Here is a 17,902-nt window from a genome sequence, read left to right as displayed (position 1 = left end):
GGGGGGTAGGTGGGTGTGGTCAGGTCACGCCCTCCCCCTCGGACGGACGACGCCCACCCGCCCGAGGTGGAGACCGTCGTCGAACGGGGAGGTGTGCGACGGCGGCCGAGTGCGCGCTCCCGGCTCCGGGGTCAGCCGACGATGCCGGGAAGCGCCTCCGCATCCCGCCCATGTGGTCCGGCCGCGGAGGTAGCAGGACCGGGACATCGCTACCCATTACGATCGGCGCGATGATCCCCGTCAAGACCTTAAGCCCACTTATTTCACAGTACGCACACCGGTGCCTTTACCGTAGTTATCTATTTTCCGCCGCCAACCTGGCACGACGTCCGTCATGGCGTTCCTACGTACCGGACGGATCCAATGAATGATTCAGATGTGTCGTACTGATCCGCCGCCGAGCGGCCTCCGGGGTGACGACCCCGATCGGTCATACTTTGCAGGGAACGGCGAGGAGGAAGCACGGTGACCGACACCCCGCGCGAAGGCGGATACCGGCCAGGCTACGAGGTGGCCGCTGAGCAGGTGCTGGAGTTGATCGTCCGGCTCGACCTGCGCCCGGGCGACCGCATGCCGACCGAGAACGACCTGGCCCGGCAGTTGGGCACCAGCCGCACCGTCGTGCGCGAGGCGGTGAAGATACTCTCCGCGCTCGGCCGGGTCCGCGCCCAGAAGGGCCGCGGCCTGTACGTGGCCGACGACGAGGGGCTGCTCGGCGCAGGACGCCGGGCGTCCTTCTTCCTCCCGACCGACCTCGACCACGTCTACATGCTGTTCGAGTTCCGCCGTACGCAGGAGATGGAGACCAGCAGGCTGGCCGCCCGGCGCGCCACCCCCGCCGAACTGCGGGCCATCGAGGAGGCCGCGGGCGTGTGCCGCCACGGTTTCGAGACCGGCCGCGAGGACATGTTCAACGAGGGCGACGACACCTTCCACACCGCCATCGCCACGGCTTCGCACAACATGTTCCTGCAGATCACGGTCGGGGAGGCCCGGCGTCTGCAGGCGCAGTCGAGCCTCATCGGGATGCGGGGCTCGCTGGGCGGGCACGCCGCCAAGGCCGTCGAGGAGCACGACGCCATCTACCAGGCCATCCGCGCCGGCGATCCGGAGACGGCCGCGCAGGCCGCCGCGACGCACATCGACAACACGCTCGAGGACTACCGCAGGGAGATCCAGCAGCGCCTCTTCTCCTCGGACCGGTGACGGCCGGCGCCGAGGAGAAGAATCGATTCGATGACCTGGCCCGGCCGGGCCGCACGCCGCGCGCCGGCCCGATGAAAGTTTCATCGGGCGTCGCCGGCCGTACCCGCAGGGCATCGAAGTCGTGGAGAACTTTCGGCAGGCAGCGGGGTGACGCACCCCCTTGACAGGGGTGCGTCTGTCGTATGCACTACCCGGTGCACCCCTGTCCTCCCTGTCTTCGCCGGACTCGGATCGTAGGCGAATCGATTCGCTTCGCCTCTGGCGATCGGCCCGGCACGGCGTTCCCGGCCGTTCACGCCGGCCCCGGGAGCCCGCCGGGTCGCGCGCACGCCCTCCCGCGGTCTCCCGTGCCCTTTCCCGAGCGAGCCCCATCCCGAGCGAGTCCCGTCCCGAGCGAGCCCGTCCCCGCGACGCACTACCCCCAAGGAGTACGACCATGCGACCTCCGTCCGTTCCCGCACCACGCCGCGCGTCACGTGGGCACCGCTTCCGTGCCGCCGCCGTCGTGTCCCTCGCGGCGCTCGCGACCCTCCTGGCCACCGTCCTGAGCTGGTCGATGCCCGCCTCCGCGGCGACCACGCCGCTGATCGGCGTGGGGTCGGGCCGGTGCCTGGACGTCAACGGCGCCTCCCAGGCGAACGGCGCGCAGGTCCTGATCTGGGACTGCAACGGCCAGGCCAACCAGCAGTGGACCACCACCAGCGCGAGTGAGCTGCGGGTCTACGGCAACAAGTGCCTCGACGTCTACGGCGGCGGCACCGCCGACGGCACGGCAGTGATCATCTGGGACTGCAACGGCCAGAACAACCAGAAGTGGCGCCTGAACTCCGACGGCAGCATCACCGCCGTCGGGGCGAACAAGTGCCTCGACGTGTCCAACAACGGCACCGCCAACGGCAGCAGAGTCCACATCTGGAGCTGCCACGGCGGCACCAACCAGAAGTGGACCACCGGGACCCAGCCCAGCCCTTCCCCGACGTCGTCGCCGAGTTCCTCGCCGAGCCCGCCGCCGCCCGGCGCGCGCTCGTGTGACATCTACGCCTCGGGCGGCACCCCCTGCGTGGCCGCGCACAGCACGACGCGGGCGCTCTACGGCTCCTACACCGGCAACCTGTACCAGGTCAGGCGTTCCTCGGACAACACGACGCGGAACATCGCGGTGCTGACCGCGGGCGGCGTCGCCAACGCCGCGGCCCAGGACTCCTTCTGCGCGGGCACCACGTGCGTCGTCACGGTCGTGTACGACCAGTCCGGGCGGGGCAACGACCTTTGGTACCAGGGCTCCAGCGTGGTCCCCGGCTCCCCCCAGAGCAGGCCCGCGATCGCGACCACCGAGTCGCTCACCGTCGGCGGCAACAAGGCCTACTCCCTCTACATCAACCCCGGCAACAGCTACTGGCGGGACGGCCACCTGACGGGGGTGCCCACGGGCAGCGCGCCCGAGGGCATGTACATGGTGACCAGCGGCACCCACGTCAACAACGGCTGCTGCTTCGACTACGGCAACAGCGAGACGACCAGGAAGGCCGACGCCGCGGGCGCCATGGACGCCATCAACTTCAGCACGCAGTGCTGGTTCGGCGGCTGCTCAGGGTCCGGCCCGTGGGTCCAGGCCGACCTGGAGTGGGGGCTCTTCCCCGGCGGAAGCCAGTCGTGGAACCCCAACCAGCGGGCCTTCCCCCACAAGTTCGTGACCGCCACGCTGAAGAACAACGGCACGACCAGGTTCGCCATCAAGGGCAGCAACGCGCAGTCCGGCAGTCTCTACACGCTGTACGACGGCGCGCTCCCCAACGGCTACAGCCCGATGAAGAAGCAGGGCGCCATCATCCTGGGCAGCGGCGGCGACTGCTGCAAGCCCGACGGCGGCGCCAACCTCAGCGCGGGCACCTTCTACGAGGGGGCCATCGTCGCCGGCTACCCCAGCGACGCGACGGAGAACGCGGTGCAGGCCGACGTCATCGCCGCCGGCTACCGCTGACCCCGTCCCGGCTCTGGGACCGCTCCGGATGGAAGCCGCCGGTCGCCGCCAGCAGTCGGCGACCGGCGTGCTCCGGCCGGATGTGGGGGCCGTCGGCCCCGGCGTCCGGCCGGCGGGTGAACGCGCTGATCGCCCGCTCGTCGATGGTGACGCCGAGGCCCGGCGCGTCTCCGAGGACGAAGGCGCCGTCCTCCACGTGCAGGTCGAGTGACACGCCGACCGGCGGCCGCAGGTCCTGCAACTCGCTGGCCATGTGGTTGGGCACCGACGTCGCGGCGTGCAGCAGCCCGACCGGCGTGTTGCCGATGGGGCTGACCGGCAGGTCGTGGGCGTGCGCCAGGGCGGCCACCCGGAGGAAGTGGGACACCCCCCAGACGGCGGCCGTCTGGACGATGTCGACCGCCCCCGCGGCCAGCAGCGGGCGGAACTGCTCGAGCCCGGTGAGGTTCTCCCCCGTGGCGACGGAGGCGCGGACGCCGCGGCCGACGGCGGCCAGCCCTTCGGCGTCCCACCGCCGGACCGGCTCCTCGATCCAGGTGAGATCCAGGGTGCGTTCGAGCTCGCAGACGTGCCGGACCGCCTGCTTGCGCGTCCACGCCTCGTTCACGTCGAGCATCAGGCCCGGCCGCGAGCCGTGCCCGGCCTCGGTCAGGACGTCCCGTACGAGGGTCAGGCGGTGCCGGTCGCGTTCGATGTCGAGGCCGCCCTTGATTTTGGCGGCGCGCAGGCCGTGCTGGGCGTAGACCTGGTAAACGGAGACGAGTTCGTCATCGCTCAGTCCGATGTCCAGTCCCGAGGCGTAGGCGGGGAGCCGCCTGTCGCGTCCGCCGAGCAGGCGCCAGAGCGGCTCGCCGACCGCCTGCGCCTTGATGTCCCACAAGGCGGTGTCGAGGGCGCCGATCGTGCCGAACACCGCGCCCGCGTGCCCCGCCTTGAAGGTCTGCCGCAGCATGCGGTCGTACAGCGCCGTGACGCCGCGCGGATCCTCGCCCTCGATGGCGGCGAACACCGCGTCGATGTTCACGTGCGGCCCGAGGCCCACGCCGGTGATTCCCTCGTCGGTGTCCACCAGGACGATCGGCACCGAGACGACCCCGTCGGCGAAGACGCCGTTGGCGTCGCCGACGGGACGGCCCCATTCCTGAACCGTCGTCGTGGTCCGATACCCCGTGATCCTCATGTCAGCCTTTCGTGGAACCTGCGGTGACGCCGTCGGCGATCCGCCGTTGCAGAAACAGATAGATCATCAGTACGGGCACCGCGGCGATCAGGACTCCCGAGGCGAAGGTGGGGATGTCGTCCGAGTACTGGCCGCGCAGCGAGTTGACCCCGACCATGAGCGTGCGATGCTCGGGCGACGGCATCATCAGCAGGGAGATGAGCACGTCGTTCCAGCAGAACAGCGTGTTGAGGATGCCGACGGACAGCAGCGCGGGAACGCCCAGCGGGAGCATGATCCGCCGGTAGACGCCGTACACCGTGTTCCCGTCGATCCTGGCGGCGTCGACGATCTCCGCCGGGATGGTCCTGTAGTGGCTCGTCATCAGGAAGACGGTGAACGGGAGGAACTGGGCGACGTACGCCAGGATCAGCCCCGGATAGGTGTCCACGAGACCGCTGTCGGCCATGACCACGGTGAGCGGCACCATGATCACCTGGAACGGGATGAACAGCCCCGCGAGAACGCCCAGGAAGATCAGGGTGGAGCCGCGGAACCGCAGCCGGCTCAGCGCGAAACCAGCCATCGATCCCAGCAGGAGCAGCAGGGCGACGGCGCACGCCACGACGACGAAGGAGTTGAGGAAGTACCGCGCCATCCCGGCTCCGGCCCACGCCCCCCCGATGTTGTCGAAGCGGAGGGAGTCCGCCACGGAGAACCGGTCGAGAACGTAGTCGCGCCGGGTCTTCATCGCGACGTTGGCGGTGAAGAGGAGGGGATAGACCGTCGCCAGCGCGAGAACGGCCATCGGAAGGGCAGCGGCCCACCTGACCACGCGCATGCCGGGCATCAGTCCTGCCTCCCCGACCGGCGGAGCAGGCTGATCTGCAGGAGCCCCACCACGAGCATGACGACGAAGAGAACGGTCGACGCGGCCGAGGCGAGCGCGGGCCGGTTCATCTGCCCCTGCTCGTGCCAGATGTAGAACTCCGGCAGGTAGGTCGATCCCTCCGGCCCCCCGTTGGTCATCACGAAGAGCAGTCCGAACATGGACGTCAGCATTCCGATCATCGTGGTCACGAAGACGAACTGGATGGTGCGCGTCAGGCTCGGGATGATGACGTGCCAGATGCTCTGGCGGAGCGACGCGCCGTCCACCCGCGCGGCGTCCAGCAGCGAGGCGTCGAGGGTGCTGAACCCGGCGAGGAACACCACCAGCGACATCCCGAACGTCGCCCATATGTGCACGCCGACCACGGCGAACATGGCGATGTCCGGGTCTCCGAGCCAGTCGACCGGGCCCACGCCGAGCGCCCCGAGAGCCGCGTTCACCGGGCCGTCGAACCCCAGCATGAGGTTGAAGATCGCACCGACGATCACCGGCGAGAGCACGGCGGGGAAGAAGTAGACGCTGCGGTAGACCCGGTTGCCCGGCACGCGCAGATAGATGAAGGTCGCGAGCAGGCCCGGAATCGCCACCGCCACGGGAAGCAGCAGCACCAGCAGCCCGACGTTGCGCAAGGAGGTGCGGAACAGCGGGTCGCCGGCCAGCTCCACGTAGTTGCCCAGGCCGACGGGGGTTCCGTTGAGCTCGCCGTCGCCGGTGAAGGAGAAGTTGACGCCCAGGACGAGCGGCCACAGCCGCAGCACCAGGATGATCAGTACGGCCGGGGCCACCAGGACGTAGGGCGCGAGGCGCTCGGTGAGCGCCCCGCGCATGGGAGTGCGGACGGCCCCGCGGCGGCCCCGCCGCCCCGAGGCCGTCGCCGCGCCGGTGCGCCCGGAACCTGCCGGGCGCACCGGCGACGGTGAGTCTTTGACCGGCACGGGATCATCCCGCCCGATCGGAGGCGGCGAGCTGCTCAACGACCTCGTCCACCGTGGCCGACCCGCTCAGGAGCTGCTGGGACAGCCTTCCCATCAGGTCCAGCGTCTTGGACGACAGCGCGACGTGCAGGGCGGGCTTGCCGGTCTTGATCTCCTGCACGATCCCGCTGACGGCGGCGCCGGCCTGGGAGACGTCGATCGTCGTGTCCGAGGCGATCGCGCCGGCCTTGGCGTAGAACGCGGTCAAGGCGTCGGTCGAGGTGAGGGATCGCACGAGGTCGGCGGCGAGCTGCGGGTCCTTCGTCCACTTCGCGACCGCGTAGCCGATGCCCCCGTCGTACGGGAGGCTCGGGGTGGCCCCCTCCACTGCGACCGGCGCCTGCATGACGCCGAGCTTGTCGGGGGGCAGGAACTCGGAGAAGTCCTTCCAGTGCCCGATGTCCGACATCAGCCCGATGATGTGGGCGGCCTTGCCGGTCTCGAAGACCGGGAAGATGTCGTTGAACATCGCCGTGGAGTTGGCTCCGTCGTTGTTCAGCCCCTTGTCCTGCGCCTCCTTCCACAGCTCGAAGATCCGCCGCACGTGCGGCGAGGACCAGTCGCGCTTCCCGGCGACCCAGTCGTCGTACTCCTGGGGCGTCAGGATGCCGGATCCGAGACCCGACATGAAGAACTGGATCCCGGCGCCCTCCTTGTTGCCCAGCGCGAAGCACTTGGCCCCGGTCGCCTTCTTGATGGCCGCGCAGGAGTCGACGAGCTCGTCCCAGGTCTTGGGCGGGTTCGCCGGATCGAGCCCGGCCTTCTCGTAGAGCGCCTTGTTGTAGTAGATGGGGTGCCCCTGCAGGGTCACCGGCGCGGCGTAGACCTTGCCGTCCTTGCCGAACGCCTCCCAGCCCGCCAGGCGGCTCTTGTCCTCGGCCACGTACTGGTCCAGGGGAAGGAGCGCGTCCGTCCGGTCGCGGATCTGCCCGCCACCGTTGAAGAGCATGACGTCGGGCCCCTTGCCGGACTGGATCGCCGTGCCGAGCAGGGTGTAGTACTGGTCGAAGGGCTGGGCGACGAACTCCACGGTGACACCGGGGTGCCGCGCGGCGAAGTCGGCCTTCGCCTTCTCGATATAGTCCGCGGCCGCCGGTTCACTGGACTTCCAGTCCCAGACCACGAGTTTCTGTTCCTGCTGCTTCTGCGACGACTCTCCTGACGGGGACTCCGTCCGCGCCGCACTCCCACAGCCGGTCACGGCCAGCCCCGCGACCATCAGGACCGCCCACCACCGCTGCTGTCTCATCGCTGCTCGCTTTCAGGAGCGGCCGACCTGCCCGGCCGATCTCGGCGAAACGTAACTCGTATGACGTATTACGTCAATAGTGGTCGCCTATACTGGCGCGGTGGCGCTGTTCGTTGGGCCACGTGGAGGGGGATATGACGGCATCGCAGGACACCGCCGGGGGCGTCCCGGCATCCCCCGCCTGGGTACGGCGCCCGGCCAGTCTCGCCCGGGCGGTGACCGCCGAACTCGTGGAACGCATCGTCCGCGGCGTCCACCCGCCGGGAACGCCGCTGCCGCCCGAGCCCGCGCTGTGCGAAGCCTTCTCCGTGAGCCGCACCGTCGTCCGCGAGGCCGTGAAGGTCCTGCAGGAGAAGGGGCTGGTGCAGGTCCGTCAGGGCGCGGGCACCATGGTGACCCCTCCGGCGATGTGGGACATGCTCGACGAACTCGTCCTCTCCGCGACCATCGCCGAGGACGAGACGCTGGCGATCCTCGACGACGTCGTCGTCACACGGCGCGTCCTGGAGTCCGACATGGCGAACGTCGCCGCCCGCGTGGCGGGGCCCGACGTCGTCGAACGGCTGGGCGCGCTGGTCGACCGGATGGACGAACTCGTGGCCGACCACGTCGCGTACGCGGACGTCGACCGCGCCTTCCACGACACGATCATGCAGGCGTCCGGGAACCGCATCGCGCGCGGCGTCGTCAGGGCGCTGGAGAACCAGGTCATCCACACCGCACGGTACACGGGCAGGACCGAGCGGGCCCTGTGCGTGGCGTCGAACCGCGGTCACCGCCGCATCTACGAACGCATCGCCGCCCGGGATCCCGACGGCGCCGCCGAGGCCATGTTCAGCCACATCACCGAGGCCTGGATCGTCCGCCGCACCGGCGCGGCCGACCCCGTGCGGCTGCGGCGCTGACCTCGGCTTCACGTCCCCGTGAACGATTCGATCGCGGGGAGTGAAACTTTCAGTGCGGTACGGCGGCGCCGGCCACGGCCGCTTTCCCTGGCCAGGCGCGGAAGCCGCCGTCCGTCGTGGCCGGGAATTCCATGACGCCGTGAAGTCCGAGCCTTGACAGCTCCGGTCACGGTCATATTTGCTCCGCTGCACCGTCGCCTTACCAGACCACCCTGAGCGACCCGGAAGAAGGGAAATCCCCCTCAGGGCGCGTTCGGTGAGGCCGGCTCGACCAGCCGGCCGGCCCCCGCGGACCGGCGAGTTTCCGATCGGCGCGGAATCCTCCGGCGACGACGAACCGGAATTCGCCGAGTCACAGGCCGGACAGTCGGCGCCCTCATCTCCGCAATCGCCGGAACGAACGGCTTCCCCATGTTCGTGTGTCCTCATGAGAAAGGGGTTCGCGTGATGCCGGGACATCGGTCCCTCCTCACCGCTGTCGCGACCGCGGCACTGCTCCTCCTGTCCACGGCGCAGGCCGCGCTGGGCCAGACGACCGAATCGCGCGCCGCGAGCAGCGCACTCGCGGCCACCGCGGGATGCGGCAAGGCTCCGACGCTGCGAAGCGGCGCACAGTCGATCACGACCAGCGGAAAGAACCGCAGTTACATTCTGCGGATTCCCGACAACTACAACAACAACACTCCCTATCGCTTGATCTTCGGATTCCACTGGAACGGCGGCACCGCCAACGACGTCGACTCGGGCGGAACCAGCGGATATCCCTGGTCCTACTACGGGCTCAGGGCACTGTCGAACAACTCCACCATTTTCGTCGCGCCGCAGGGCTTCAACAACGGCTGGGCGAATTCCGGCGGTGAGGACATCACGTTCGTCGACGACATGATCCGGCGGATCGAGGCGGACCTCTGCGTCGACACCACCCAGCGCTTCGCCATGGGCTTCAGCTACGGCGGCGGGATGAGCTACGCGCTCGCCTGCGCCAGGGCGTCGGTCTTCCGCGCCGTGGCGGTCTACTCCGGCGCGCAGCTCAGCGGGTGCAGCGGCGGCACCGAGCCGGTCGCCTACATCGGGCTGCACGGACTCAGGGACTCGGTGCTCAACATCTCCACGGGCCGGTCGCTGCGTGACAGGTTCGTACGCAACAACGGGTGCACGGCGCAGAACCCGCCGGAGCCGGCGCAGGGCAGCCTGACGCACATCGTCACCTACTACTCGGGGTGCCGGGCGGGCTATCCGGTCGCGTGGGCGGCGTTCGACGCGGGGCACACTCCCGGTCCCGTGGACGGAAGGCCAGGCGACCTGGAACCCGGCGAGAACTCCTGGACCAGGCCGGTGGTGTGGAACTTCTTCACGCAGTTCGGAAGCGGCGGCACCCCCTCGCCGTCGCCGAGCCCCACCTCCACGCCATCGCCGTCTCCGTCGTCGCCGGCGGGGAGCACGAGCGCGCTGCGGGGCGTGGGGTCGGGCCGGTGCCTGGACGTCAACGGCGCCTCCCAGTCCAACGGCGCCCAGGTGCAGATCTGGGACTGCAACGGCCAGGCCAACCAGCGATGGACCTCCACCAGCGCCGGTGAACTGCGGGTCTACGGCAACAAGTGCCTGGACGTGAACGGCGGCGCCACCGCCGACGGCTCAGCGGTGATCATCTGGGACTGCAACGGCCAGAACAACCAGAAGTGGCGTCTCAACTCCGACGGCAGCATCACCGCCGTCGGCGCGAACAAGTGCCTCGACGTGTCCAACAACGGCACCGCCAACGGCAGCAGGGTGCACATCTGGACCTGCCACGGCGGCACCAACCAGAAGTGGACCCGCGTCTGACGCGCTGACCACGAACACCGGGGCCGCGCCCTTCCTCCCGCCGCGCGCGCCCCGCACGACCGAAACCGGCGCGGGCCCGTCACCTCAGGTGGCGGGCCCGCGCCGCTGTTTTTCCCCGCGCACCCCTCTCTCCTCCCCCGTGGAGCACCCCCGGTGTGCGCCGCGGCCCTTGCCTCCCGGTCGGCGGATTCATCGGGTTGAAGTGGCGCAGCTCGCTGATCAACTTGCCTCCCGTGCTTGACCTCGGCCGTACATGACCTTAGTGTCCATTCGTATTCATCGGATGAATTGGGGGTGGTGGTTGTGGCGGTGGTCACTTCTGTCGAGGTGGTGGACGTGCGGTTCCCGACGTCGGCGACGTTGGATGGTTCGGATGCGATGAATCCGGATGGGGATTACTCGGCGGCGTATGTGGTGCTGGGGACGGACGTGGAGGGGTTGGCGGGGTATGGGCTGACGTTCACGATCGGGCGGGGCAACGATCTGTGTGTGGCGGCGGCGCGGCAGATCGGGGCGCGGGTGGCGGGCCGGGACGTGGACGCGCTGGTAGGGGATCTGGGCGGGTTGTACCGGGAGATCATGGCCGACAGTCAGATGCGGTGGCTGGGCCCGGAGAAGGGCGTGGTGCATCTGGCCGCGGCGGGGGTGCTGAACGCGGTGTGGGACCTGGCCGCCCGCCGGGCGGGCAAACCGTTGTGGCGGCTGGTGGCGGACATGAGCCCGGCCGAGCTGGTCGCCTCCTGCGATTTCCGGTACCTGTCGGACGTGCTGACCCCCGCCGAGGCGGTGGGCATGCTGGAGCGGCTGGCGCCCACGCGTAAGGAGCGGATCGCCGAGCTGGAACGGGTGGGGTACCCGGCGTACACCACCTCGCCGGGGTGGCTGGGCTATGACGATGACAAGCTGCGCCGGTTGTGCCGGCAGGCGGTGGCCGACGGCTGGGGGCATGTGAAGCTGAAGGTCGGCGCCAGCCTGGACGATGATGTGCGGCGGCTGGCGATCGCGCGCCACGAGCTGGGCGACCGGGTGGCGTTGATGATCGACGCGAACCAGGTGTGGGATGTGCCCGAGGCGATCGAATGGGTGGGCCGGCTGGCACGGTTCGGCCCGTTGTGGATCGAGGAGCCGACCAGCCCTGATGATGTGCTGGGGCACGCGGCGATCCGCGCGGCGGTGGCGCCGGTGGGGGTGGCCACCGGGGAGCACGCGCACAACCGGGTGATGTTCAAGCAGTTCCTGCAGGCCGGGGCGATCGACTTCTGTCAGATCGACGCCTGCCGGCTGGCGTCGGTCAACGAGATCGTGCCGGTGTTGCTGATGGCGGCGAAGTTCGGGGTGCCGGTCTGCCCGCACGCCGGCGGGGTGGGATTGTGCGAGCTGGTGCAGCACATGGCGGTCGTGGACTACGTGTGTGTCAGCGGCAGCCTGGACGGCCGGGTGCTGGAGTACGTCGACCACCTGCACGAGCACTTCACCGATCCCGTCCGCGTCGAAGGCGGCCGCTACCTGCTGCCCGGCCGGCCCGGCTACAGCGCCCGGATGCACCCCGAGTCCGTCAACACCTACCGCTACCCTGATGGCCACCACTGGGGAGGCTGACGTGGGCGTCATCGAGACCGCGATCGACACGATCAAAGAGATGATCATCGATGGGCGGTTGCGACCCGGGCAGAAGCTGCCCGTGGAGAAGGACCTCGCCGAGCAGCTCGGCGTGGCCCGCAACACCCTGCGCGAGGCCGTGCGCGCGCTCGTCGCGATGCGCGTCCTGCAGACGCGTCAGGGCGACGGCACCTACGTCACCAGCCTGTCCCCCGGCCTCCTGCTCGACGGGATGAGCTTCGTCGCCGACATCCATCTGGACGCCGGAGCCGGGCAGTTCCTGCACGTCCGCAGAATCCTGGAGGCGGAGGCCACCGCGCTGGCGGCCACCCGCATCCCCGGCGACGACCTGGCCCACCTGGGCGACCTGCTCGACCACGCCGAGAAGGTCGCCGCGCACCCCACGATCGACCACGAGAAGCTGATCGCGCTCGACCAGGACTTCCACTCCCTCATCACCTCCCACTGCGGCAACCCCGTCCTGGCCGCGGTGATCCAGAACATGTCCGGCCGGACCGTGCGCGCCCGCATCTGGCGCGGCATGACCGACCCCCAGGCGGTCCACCGCACCCTGCGCGAACACCGGGCCGTCCACCGCGCCCTGCTGGCCCGCGACCCCGACCGCGCCCGCCTCCACGCCGCCCTGCACGTCCTCGGCGTCGAGGAGAGCCTGACCGGCCCACGCACCTGCGAGAGCACCGATGACTGACCACGCACCACGCGCCTCGGGGACGCCGGATGACGCGGCCCGCACGGGCCCGGCGGGCGACGCCATGGACCGGCTGACGGCCCGATTGAGCAGGGAGAGCGCCGTCGTCGTCGCCTACTCCGGCGGCGCCGACTCCGCGTTGCTCGCCTTCGCCGCCGCGAAGGCGCTCGGCGGGCGCGCTGTGGCCGTCACCGCGGTCTCCCCCAGCCTGGCCGCCTCGGAGCGTGCCGCCGCCCGTGACTTCGCGCGGCGCCACGGCCTGGCGCACCTGGAGGTCTGCACCGACGAGGCCGACCGGCCGGAGTACGCCGCCAACGGACGCGACCGCTGCTACCACTGCAAGTCCGCGCTGTTCGACGCGCTCGCTCCGCTGGCGGCCGCCATGAACGCCCGGATCGCCCTCGGCACCAACCTCGACGACCTCGGCGACCACCGCCCCGGGCAGCGGGCGGCGGCCGAGCGCGGGGCCATCGCACCGCTGGTGGACGCCGGGCTCACCAAAGCCGACGTCCGCGCGGTCAGCCGCGAGTACGGCCTGGTCACCGCGGACAAACCCGCCGCGCCCTGCCTGGCCTCCCGGGTGAGCTACGGCGACCCCGTCACACCGGAGGTGCTCCGCAGGATCGAGACCGCCGAGAGCGCGTTGCGCGATCTCGGCTTCCCGGTGTGCCGGGTGCGCGCCCATGCCGGCGGCACGCTCGCCCGCATCGAGGTGCCGCGGGCCGAGATCCCGCGCCTGTGCGAACTGCGCGAGCGCGTCGACGCCGCGGTCCGCGGCGCCGGCTTCACCTTCTGCTCCCTGGATCTGTCGGGTTTCGCGTCCGGACGCCTCAACGCGCTGCTGCCGCTGCTCCCCTCGTGAAACATTCACGGCCGTCCGTGCGCTCCCGGTGACGCCGATGTCGCGCGACGGTTGATCGGGACCGCGCCCCGCTCCCCCGCCCAAGGCCGGGACCAGCCAGCATCCCGGCCATGACGACACCGGAAGCGGGTGGACAGAGATCCCATCTTTCATCCGGCATCAGCACCGGAACTCCCAGATTTCGGCGAGCGCACTTCGCCCATTGACGGCATTGATCACATGTTCGTAGCCTTGCCCGAAGCCTCTCATCCAACCGCATCCACCACTCACCGTGTCTTGTCGACACCGAGGATGCGGTCGAAACGATTCGAATCATCCGCGCCTTCCCTCGGACTGGAGGACCGAATTGTCTGAGTTATCGCGAAGGCAAGTGCTGAAGCTCAGCGCGCTGGGAACCGGAGCCGCGCTGCTGCCGATGCAGTGGACGGCGGTCGCGCGCGCCGCGGCGGCGCCGCCCCCGGAAGTGAGCGCCGCGAACGACCTGGCGCTGTGGTACGACGAGAGCGCCGGCAGCGAATGGCTGCGCGCCCTCCCGATCGGCAACGGGCGCCTCGGCGCCATGGTGTTCGGCAACGTCGACACCGAGCGGCTGCAGCTCAACGAGGACACCATCTGGGCCGGCGGGCCGTACGACCAGAGCAACACGAGGGGCGCCGAGGCCCTGGGGCAGATCCGGCAACTGGTCTTCCAGAACCAGTGGAGCCAGGCCCAGAGCCTGGTCGACCAGAACATGCTGGGCAACCCCTCCGCCCAGCTGGCGTACCAGACCGTCGGCAACCTGCGGCTCACCTTCGGCAGCTCCAGCGGGGTCTCCGAGTACAACCGGTTCCTGGACCTGACCACGGCCACCACGACCGTGTCGTACCTGCAGAACGGCGTGCGGTACAAGCGCGAGGTGCTCGCGAGCGCGCCCGACCAGGTCATCGCCATCCGCCTGACCGCCGACAGGGGCGGCTCGATCACGTTCTCCGCGACGTTCGACAGCCCTCAGCGGACCACCCGCTCCAGCCCGGACGGCACGACGGTGGCGCTCGACGGCGTGTCCGGCGACCAGCGGGGCCTGTCCGGCAAGGTGCGGTTCCTCGCGCTGGCCAAGGCCATCGCCGACGGCGGCACCGTCAGCAGCTCCGGCGGCACCCTGCAGGTCAGGGGTGCCAACAGCGTGACGGTGCTGGTCTCCATCGGCTCCAGCTACGTGAACTACAAGGACGTCGGCGGCGACTACCAGGGCATCGCGCGGGGCTACCTCAACGCCGCCGGCGGCAGGACCTACGACGACCTGCGCTCCCGGCACGTCGCCGACTACCAGCGGCTGTTCGGGCGCACCACGCTCGACCTCGGCCGCACCTCGGCGGCCGACCAGCCCACCGACGTCCGGATCGCGCAGCATGGCAGCACCAACGACCCGCAGTTCTCCGTGCTGCTGTTCCAGTTCGGCCGCTACCTGCTGATCTCCTCCTCGCGTCCCGGCACCCAGCCCGCGAACCTGCAGGGCATCTGGAACGACTCCCTGTCCCCGTCGTGGGACTCGAAGTACACCCTCAACGCGAACCTGCCGATGAACTACTGGCCGGCCGACACCACGAACCTGGCGGAGTGCTACGAGCCGGTGTTCCGGATGATCAACGACCTCACGGTCACCGGCGCCCGCACCGCCCGGGTGCAGTACAACGCCGGCGGCTGGGTGACCCACCACAACACCGACGGGTGGCGGGGCAGCTCGGTCGTCGACGGCGCGTTCTGGGGCATGTGGCAGACCGGCGGCGCGTGGCTGGCCACGATGATCTGGGACCACTACCTGTTCACCGGCGACGTCGAGTTCCTCCGGCAGAACTACCCGGCGATGAAGGGCGCGGCTCAGTTCTTCCTGGAGACCCTCGTACAGGAACCGAGCCTGGGCTATCTGGTCACGAACCCCTCGAACTCCCCCGAACTGGCCCACCACTCGGGTGTCAGCGTGTGCGCCGGCCCGACGATGGACAACCAGATCCTGCGCGACCTGTTCAACGGCTGCGCCAAGGCCAGCGAGGTTCTCGGCACCGACGCGAGCTTCCGTACGCAGGTCCTGGCCGCCCGGGACCGGCTCCCTCCCATGAAGGTCGGCTCGCGCGGCAACATCCAGGAGTGGCTCTACGACTGGGTCGAGACCGAGCAGAACCACCGCCACATCTCGCACCTGTACGGCCTGCACCCCAGCAACCAGATCACCAGGCGCGGCACTCCCACTCTCTACAACGCCGCGCGGCGGACGCTCGAGCTCCGCGGCGACGACGGCACCGGCTGGTCCCTGGCCTGGAAGATCAACTACTGGGCGCGGATGGAGGAAGGCGACAAGGCGCGCAGCCTCATCGGCCTGCTGGTGCGGACCGACCGGCTCGCGCCGAACATGTTCGACCTGCACCCGCCGTTCCAGATCGACGGCAACTTCGGCGCGACGTCCGGCATCGCCGAGATGCTGCTGCAGAGCCACAACGGCGAACTGCACGTGCTGCCCGCGCTGCCGTCGGCCTGGCCGAGCGGAAAGGTGCAGGGCCTGCGGGGCCGCGGCGGCTACACCGTGGGCGCGACGTGGAGCTCCGGCGGGAACACCGAGATCCTCGTCAGGTTCGACCGCGCCGGCACGGTCAACGTGCGCAACCGGATCTTCACCGGCACCTACCAGGTGGTCGACGCCGAGACCGGCGCCGCCGTCACCGTGACCAAGCCCGAGGCCGACGTCGTCGCGCTGCCCGGCCAGGCCGGCCGCACCTACCGCCTGACCGGGTCGGGCGGCACCTCCACGCCGACGACCTGGGTGCGGATCTCCAACGCCACCACCGGCCTGGTGCTGGACAGCGGCGGCAACGTCGCCTCGGGATCCAACCTCAAGCAGTGGAACTGGGACGGCAGCACCAACCTGCAGTGGCAGCTCGTCGACCTGGGCGGCGGGTGGTACCGCATCGTCAACCGCACCAACGGCATGGTCGCCGACAGCTGGGGCAACTCCGCCAACGGCGCCAACGCCAGGCAGTCGGCCTGGAACGGCGGCAACAACCAGCAGTGGCGGCTCAACAACGTCGGGAACGGCCGCTACCAGATCATCAACCGCGGCACCGGCACGGCCCTGGACGGCATGGGCAACAACAGCGCCGGCTCCACCGTGGGCATGTGGGCGCCGAACAACAACACCAACAACCAGTGGACCATCACGAGCGTGTGACGGTCCGTGGCCGGCGCCTCTCCGCGTCCCGACCCCCGGTCTCGGAGAGGCGCCGGCCACGTTCACGCCGATCTCGGCGGCGCCGTGCTGTCGCGGACCACGAGGGCGGCGCCGAGCTCGACGACCGGCCGGGGAGGCCTCTCCCCGTCGGCGAGCGCCAGCGCGATGCGGGCGGCGGTGGCGCCGATCTCGGCGAACGGCTGGCGCACGGTGGTCAGCGCGGGTGCGGCCCACGCGCAGTGCTCGATGTCGTCGAACCCGACCACGCTGAGGTCGTCGGGGATGCGCAGGCCGAGGAGCCTGGCGGCCTCGTAGACGCCGAACGCCTGCAGGTCGTTGCCGCACACGACGGCCGTCGGCGGGTCGGGCAGGGTCAGCAGCTGTGACCCGAGGTCCCTGCCGTGCTCGGCCAGGAACGGCCCGCCGCGCATGAGACGCTCGTCGAACGGGACGCCGGCCGTGTCCAGGGCGGCCAGGAACCCGTCCAACCGCGCCCGCGCGGCGAGGAACCCGGCAGGCCCGGTGATCAGTCCGATGCGCCGGTGTCCCAGCTCCAGCAGGTGTCGCGTGGCCTCGAGCGCGCCGCTCCAGCTCGTCGAGCCCACCGACGGCGCAGGGTGCACGTCCCCCGTCGGGTCCAGCGCGACGAGGGGCACGCCGTGCGCCTCGAACACCCCGCGGTGCTCGGCGGTGACGTCGGGGACGGCGGCGATCACCCCCACCGGCCGCCGCAGCAGCAGCGGCTCCACCCAGGGCAGCCCCGCCGACTCCAGCGAACCCACGTCGGTGAAGCCGACGCCGAGCCGCCGGGTGGCCGCGACCTGCTCGACGCCCCGCATGATCTCGATCGCGATGGAGCCCACCATGTCGCGGAACACCACTTCGAGGCCGCTCGCCGACCCTTCGGGGACCGGCCTGCGGTACCCGTGCTCGCGCAGGAGTTCCTCCACCCGCTCACGGGTGCTCTCCCCCACCCCTGCCCTGCCGTGGAGCACCTTCGACACCGTCGGCGGTGAGACCCCGGCGAGCCGGGCGATCGCCCCGACGCTGAGGTCGCCGCGCCGCGGTGTCCGGCGTCCCTGCGACCGGCCTCCCCCGATCATGCGGGGAGTCTACGGGACCGGGGGTGGAATCGGCCGCGACCGCGAACCCCCGGCCACGACGCCGGCCCGCTGAAAATTTCACCACGACCTCGCATTCATAATTTTTTTTCCGGCGATATTTCTTATCTTTCGCGGCCTCCGCCAGCCGGGCGGCGACCGAAGCCGCCTCTCCTCCCTCAGCAGGTCTGATGTGCTTTCCGTCGCTCGGCCCTCCGATTTCAGGGTGTTTCCGCGTACGGA

Annotated in this window: 13 protein-coding genes; 8 read left to right on the top strand and 5 right to left on the bottom strand. The window is 70.1% G+C overall.

Annotation, left to right across the window (positions count from 1 at the left end; translation table 11 throughout):
• The first annotated feature begins 465 nt into the window (after nucleotides 1–465).
• Together HHX31_RS35795 and HHX31_RS25340 are read left to right on the top strand one after the other, a co-directional pair.
• Complete coding sequence (locus tag HHX31_RS35795) at nucleotides 466–1,206, top strand: FadR/GntR family transcriptional regulator (RefSeq protein WP_211590317.1); 741 nt, start codon at nucleotides 466–468, stop codon at nucleotides 1,204–1,206.
• A 436-nt stretch (nucleotides 1,207–1,642) separates the two neighbouring features.
• Complete coding sequence (locus HHX31_RS25340) at nucleotides 1,643–3,187, top strand: arabinofuranosidase catalytic domain-containing protein (RefSeq protein ID WP_169950876.1); 1,545 nt, start codon at nucleotides 1,643–1,645, stop codon at nucleotides 3,185–3,187.
• Here the strand turns inward: HHX31_RS25340 and HHX31_RS25335 are convergent.
• From HHX31_RS25335 to HHX31_RS25320, 4 genes are read right to left on the bottom strand one after another with little or no spacing between them, the layout of a single operon-like run.
• A complete protein-coding gene (locus tag HHX31_RS25335) occupies nucleotides 3,165–4,367 on the bottom strand; it encodes a mandelate racemase/muconate lactonizing enzyme family protein (RefSeq protein ID WP_169950874.1) in 1,203 nt (400 codons plus the stop codon). The two genes, HHX31_RS25340 and HHX31_RS25335, sit on opposite strands and share 23 nt — an antisense overlap.
• 1 nt (nucleotide 4,368) lies before the next feature.
• Nucleotides 4,369–5,196: a carbohydrate ABC transporter permease gene (locus HHX31_RS25330; RefSeq protein WP_169950872.1), complete on the bottom strand. Its 828-nt coding sequence runs from the start codon at nucleotides 5,194–5,196 to the stop codon at nucleotides 4,369–4,371.
• On the bottom strand, nucleotides 5,196–6,173 hold the full coding sequence (locus tag HHX31_RS25325) for a carbohydrate ABC transporter permease (RefSeq protein ID WP_211590316.1): 978 nt from the start codon (nucleotides 6,171–6,173) through the stop codon (nucleotides 5,196–5,198). Before HHX31_RS25325 ends, HHX31_RS25330 begins: the two co-directional genes overlap by 1 nt.
• Nucleotides 6,174–6,177: 4 nt before the next feature.
• Nucleotides 6,178–7,461, bottom strand: a complete 1,284-nt coding sequence (locus tag HHX31_RS25320; RefSeq protein ID WP_169950870.1) for an ABC transporter substrate-binding protein — start codon at nucleotides 7,459–7,461, stop codon at nucleotides 6,178–6,180.
• Between the two features lie 134 nt (nucleotides 7,462–7,595).
• Here HHX31_RS25320 and HHX31_RS25315 point away from each other — a divergent pair, with 134 nt between their 5' ends.
• The 6 genes from HHX31_RS25315 (at nucleotide 7,596) to HHX31_RS25290 (ending at nucleotide 16,559) form a co-directional block, all read left to right on the top strand.
• Nucleotides 7,596–8,366, top strand: a complete 771-nt coding sequence (locus HHX31_RS25315) for a FadR/GntR family transcriptional regulator (RefSeq protein ID WP_169950868.1) — start codon at nucleotides 7,596–7,598, stop codon at nucleotides 8,364–8,366.
• A 447-nt stretch (nucleotides 8,367–8,813) separates the two neighbouring features.
• Nucleotides 8,814–10,190, top strand: coding sequence for a lectin (locus HHX31_RS25310; protein WP_169950866.1), 1,377 nt, complete (start codon nucleotides 8,814–8,816; stop codon nucleotides 10,188–10,190).
• 378 nt (nucleotides 10,191–10,568) lie between these two features.
• A complete protein-coding gene (locus tag HHX31_RS25305) occupies nucleotides 10,569–11,789 on the top strand; it encodes an enolase C-terminal domain-like protein (RefSeq protein ID WP_211590315.1) in 1,221 nt (406 codons plus the stop codon).
• 1 nt (nucleotide 11,790) lies between these two features.
• Complete coding sequence (locus tag HHX31_RS25300; protein WP_169950865.1) at nucleotides 11,791–12,498, top strand: FadR/GntR family transcriptional regulator; 708 nt, start codon at nucleotides 11,791–11,793, stop codon at nucleotides 12,496–12,498.
• A complete protein-coding gene (gene larE, locus HHX31_RS25295; RefSeq protein ID WP_211590313.1) occupies nucleotides 12,491–13,360 on the top strand; it encodes an ATP-dependent sacrificial sulfur transferase LarE in 870 nt (289 codons plus the stop codon). Before HHX31_RS25300 ends, larE begins: the two co-directional genes overlap by 8 nt.
• Before the next feature lie 370 nt (nucleotides 13,361–13,730).
• The gene (locus HHX31_RS25290; protein WP_311932232.1) at nucleotides 13,731–16,559 is read left to right on the top strand and encodes a glycosyl hydrolase family 95 catalytic domain-containing protein; all 2,829 of its coding nucleotides are present in this window, start codon (nucleotides 13,731–13,733) and stop codon (nucleotides 16,557–16,559) included.
• Nucleotides 16,560–16,621: 62 nt separating this feature from the next.
• On the opposite strand, the gene HHX31_RS25285 is transcribed toward HHX31_RS25290, so the two are convergent.
• Nucleotides 16,622–17,662, bottom strand: a complete 1,041-nt coding sequence (locus HHX31_RS25285; protein WP_169950861.1) for a LacI family DNA-binding transcriptional regulator — start codon at nucleotides 17,660–17,662, stop codon at nucleotides 16,622–16,624.
• Nucleotides 17,663–17,902 lie beyond the last annotated feature (240 nt).

The organism is Microbispora sp. H11081, assembly GCF_012999535.1.
GTDB lineage: Bacteria > Actinomycetota > Actinomycetes > Streptosporangiales > Streptosporangiaceae > Microbispora.
This window is presented reverse-complemented; position numbering and strand designations above follow the sequence as displayed.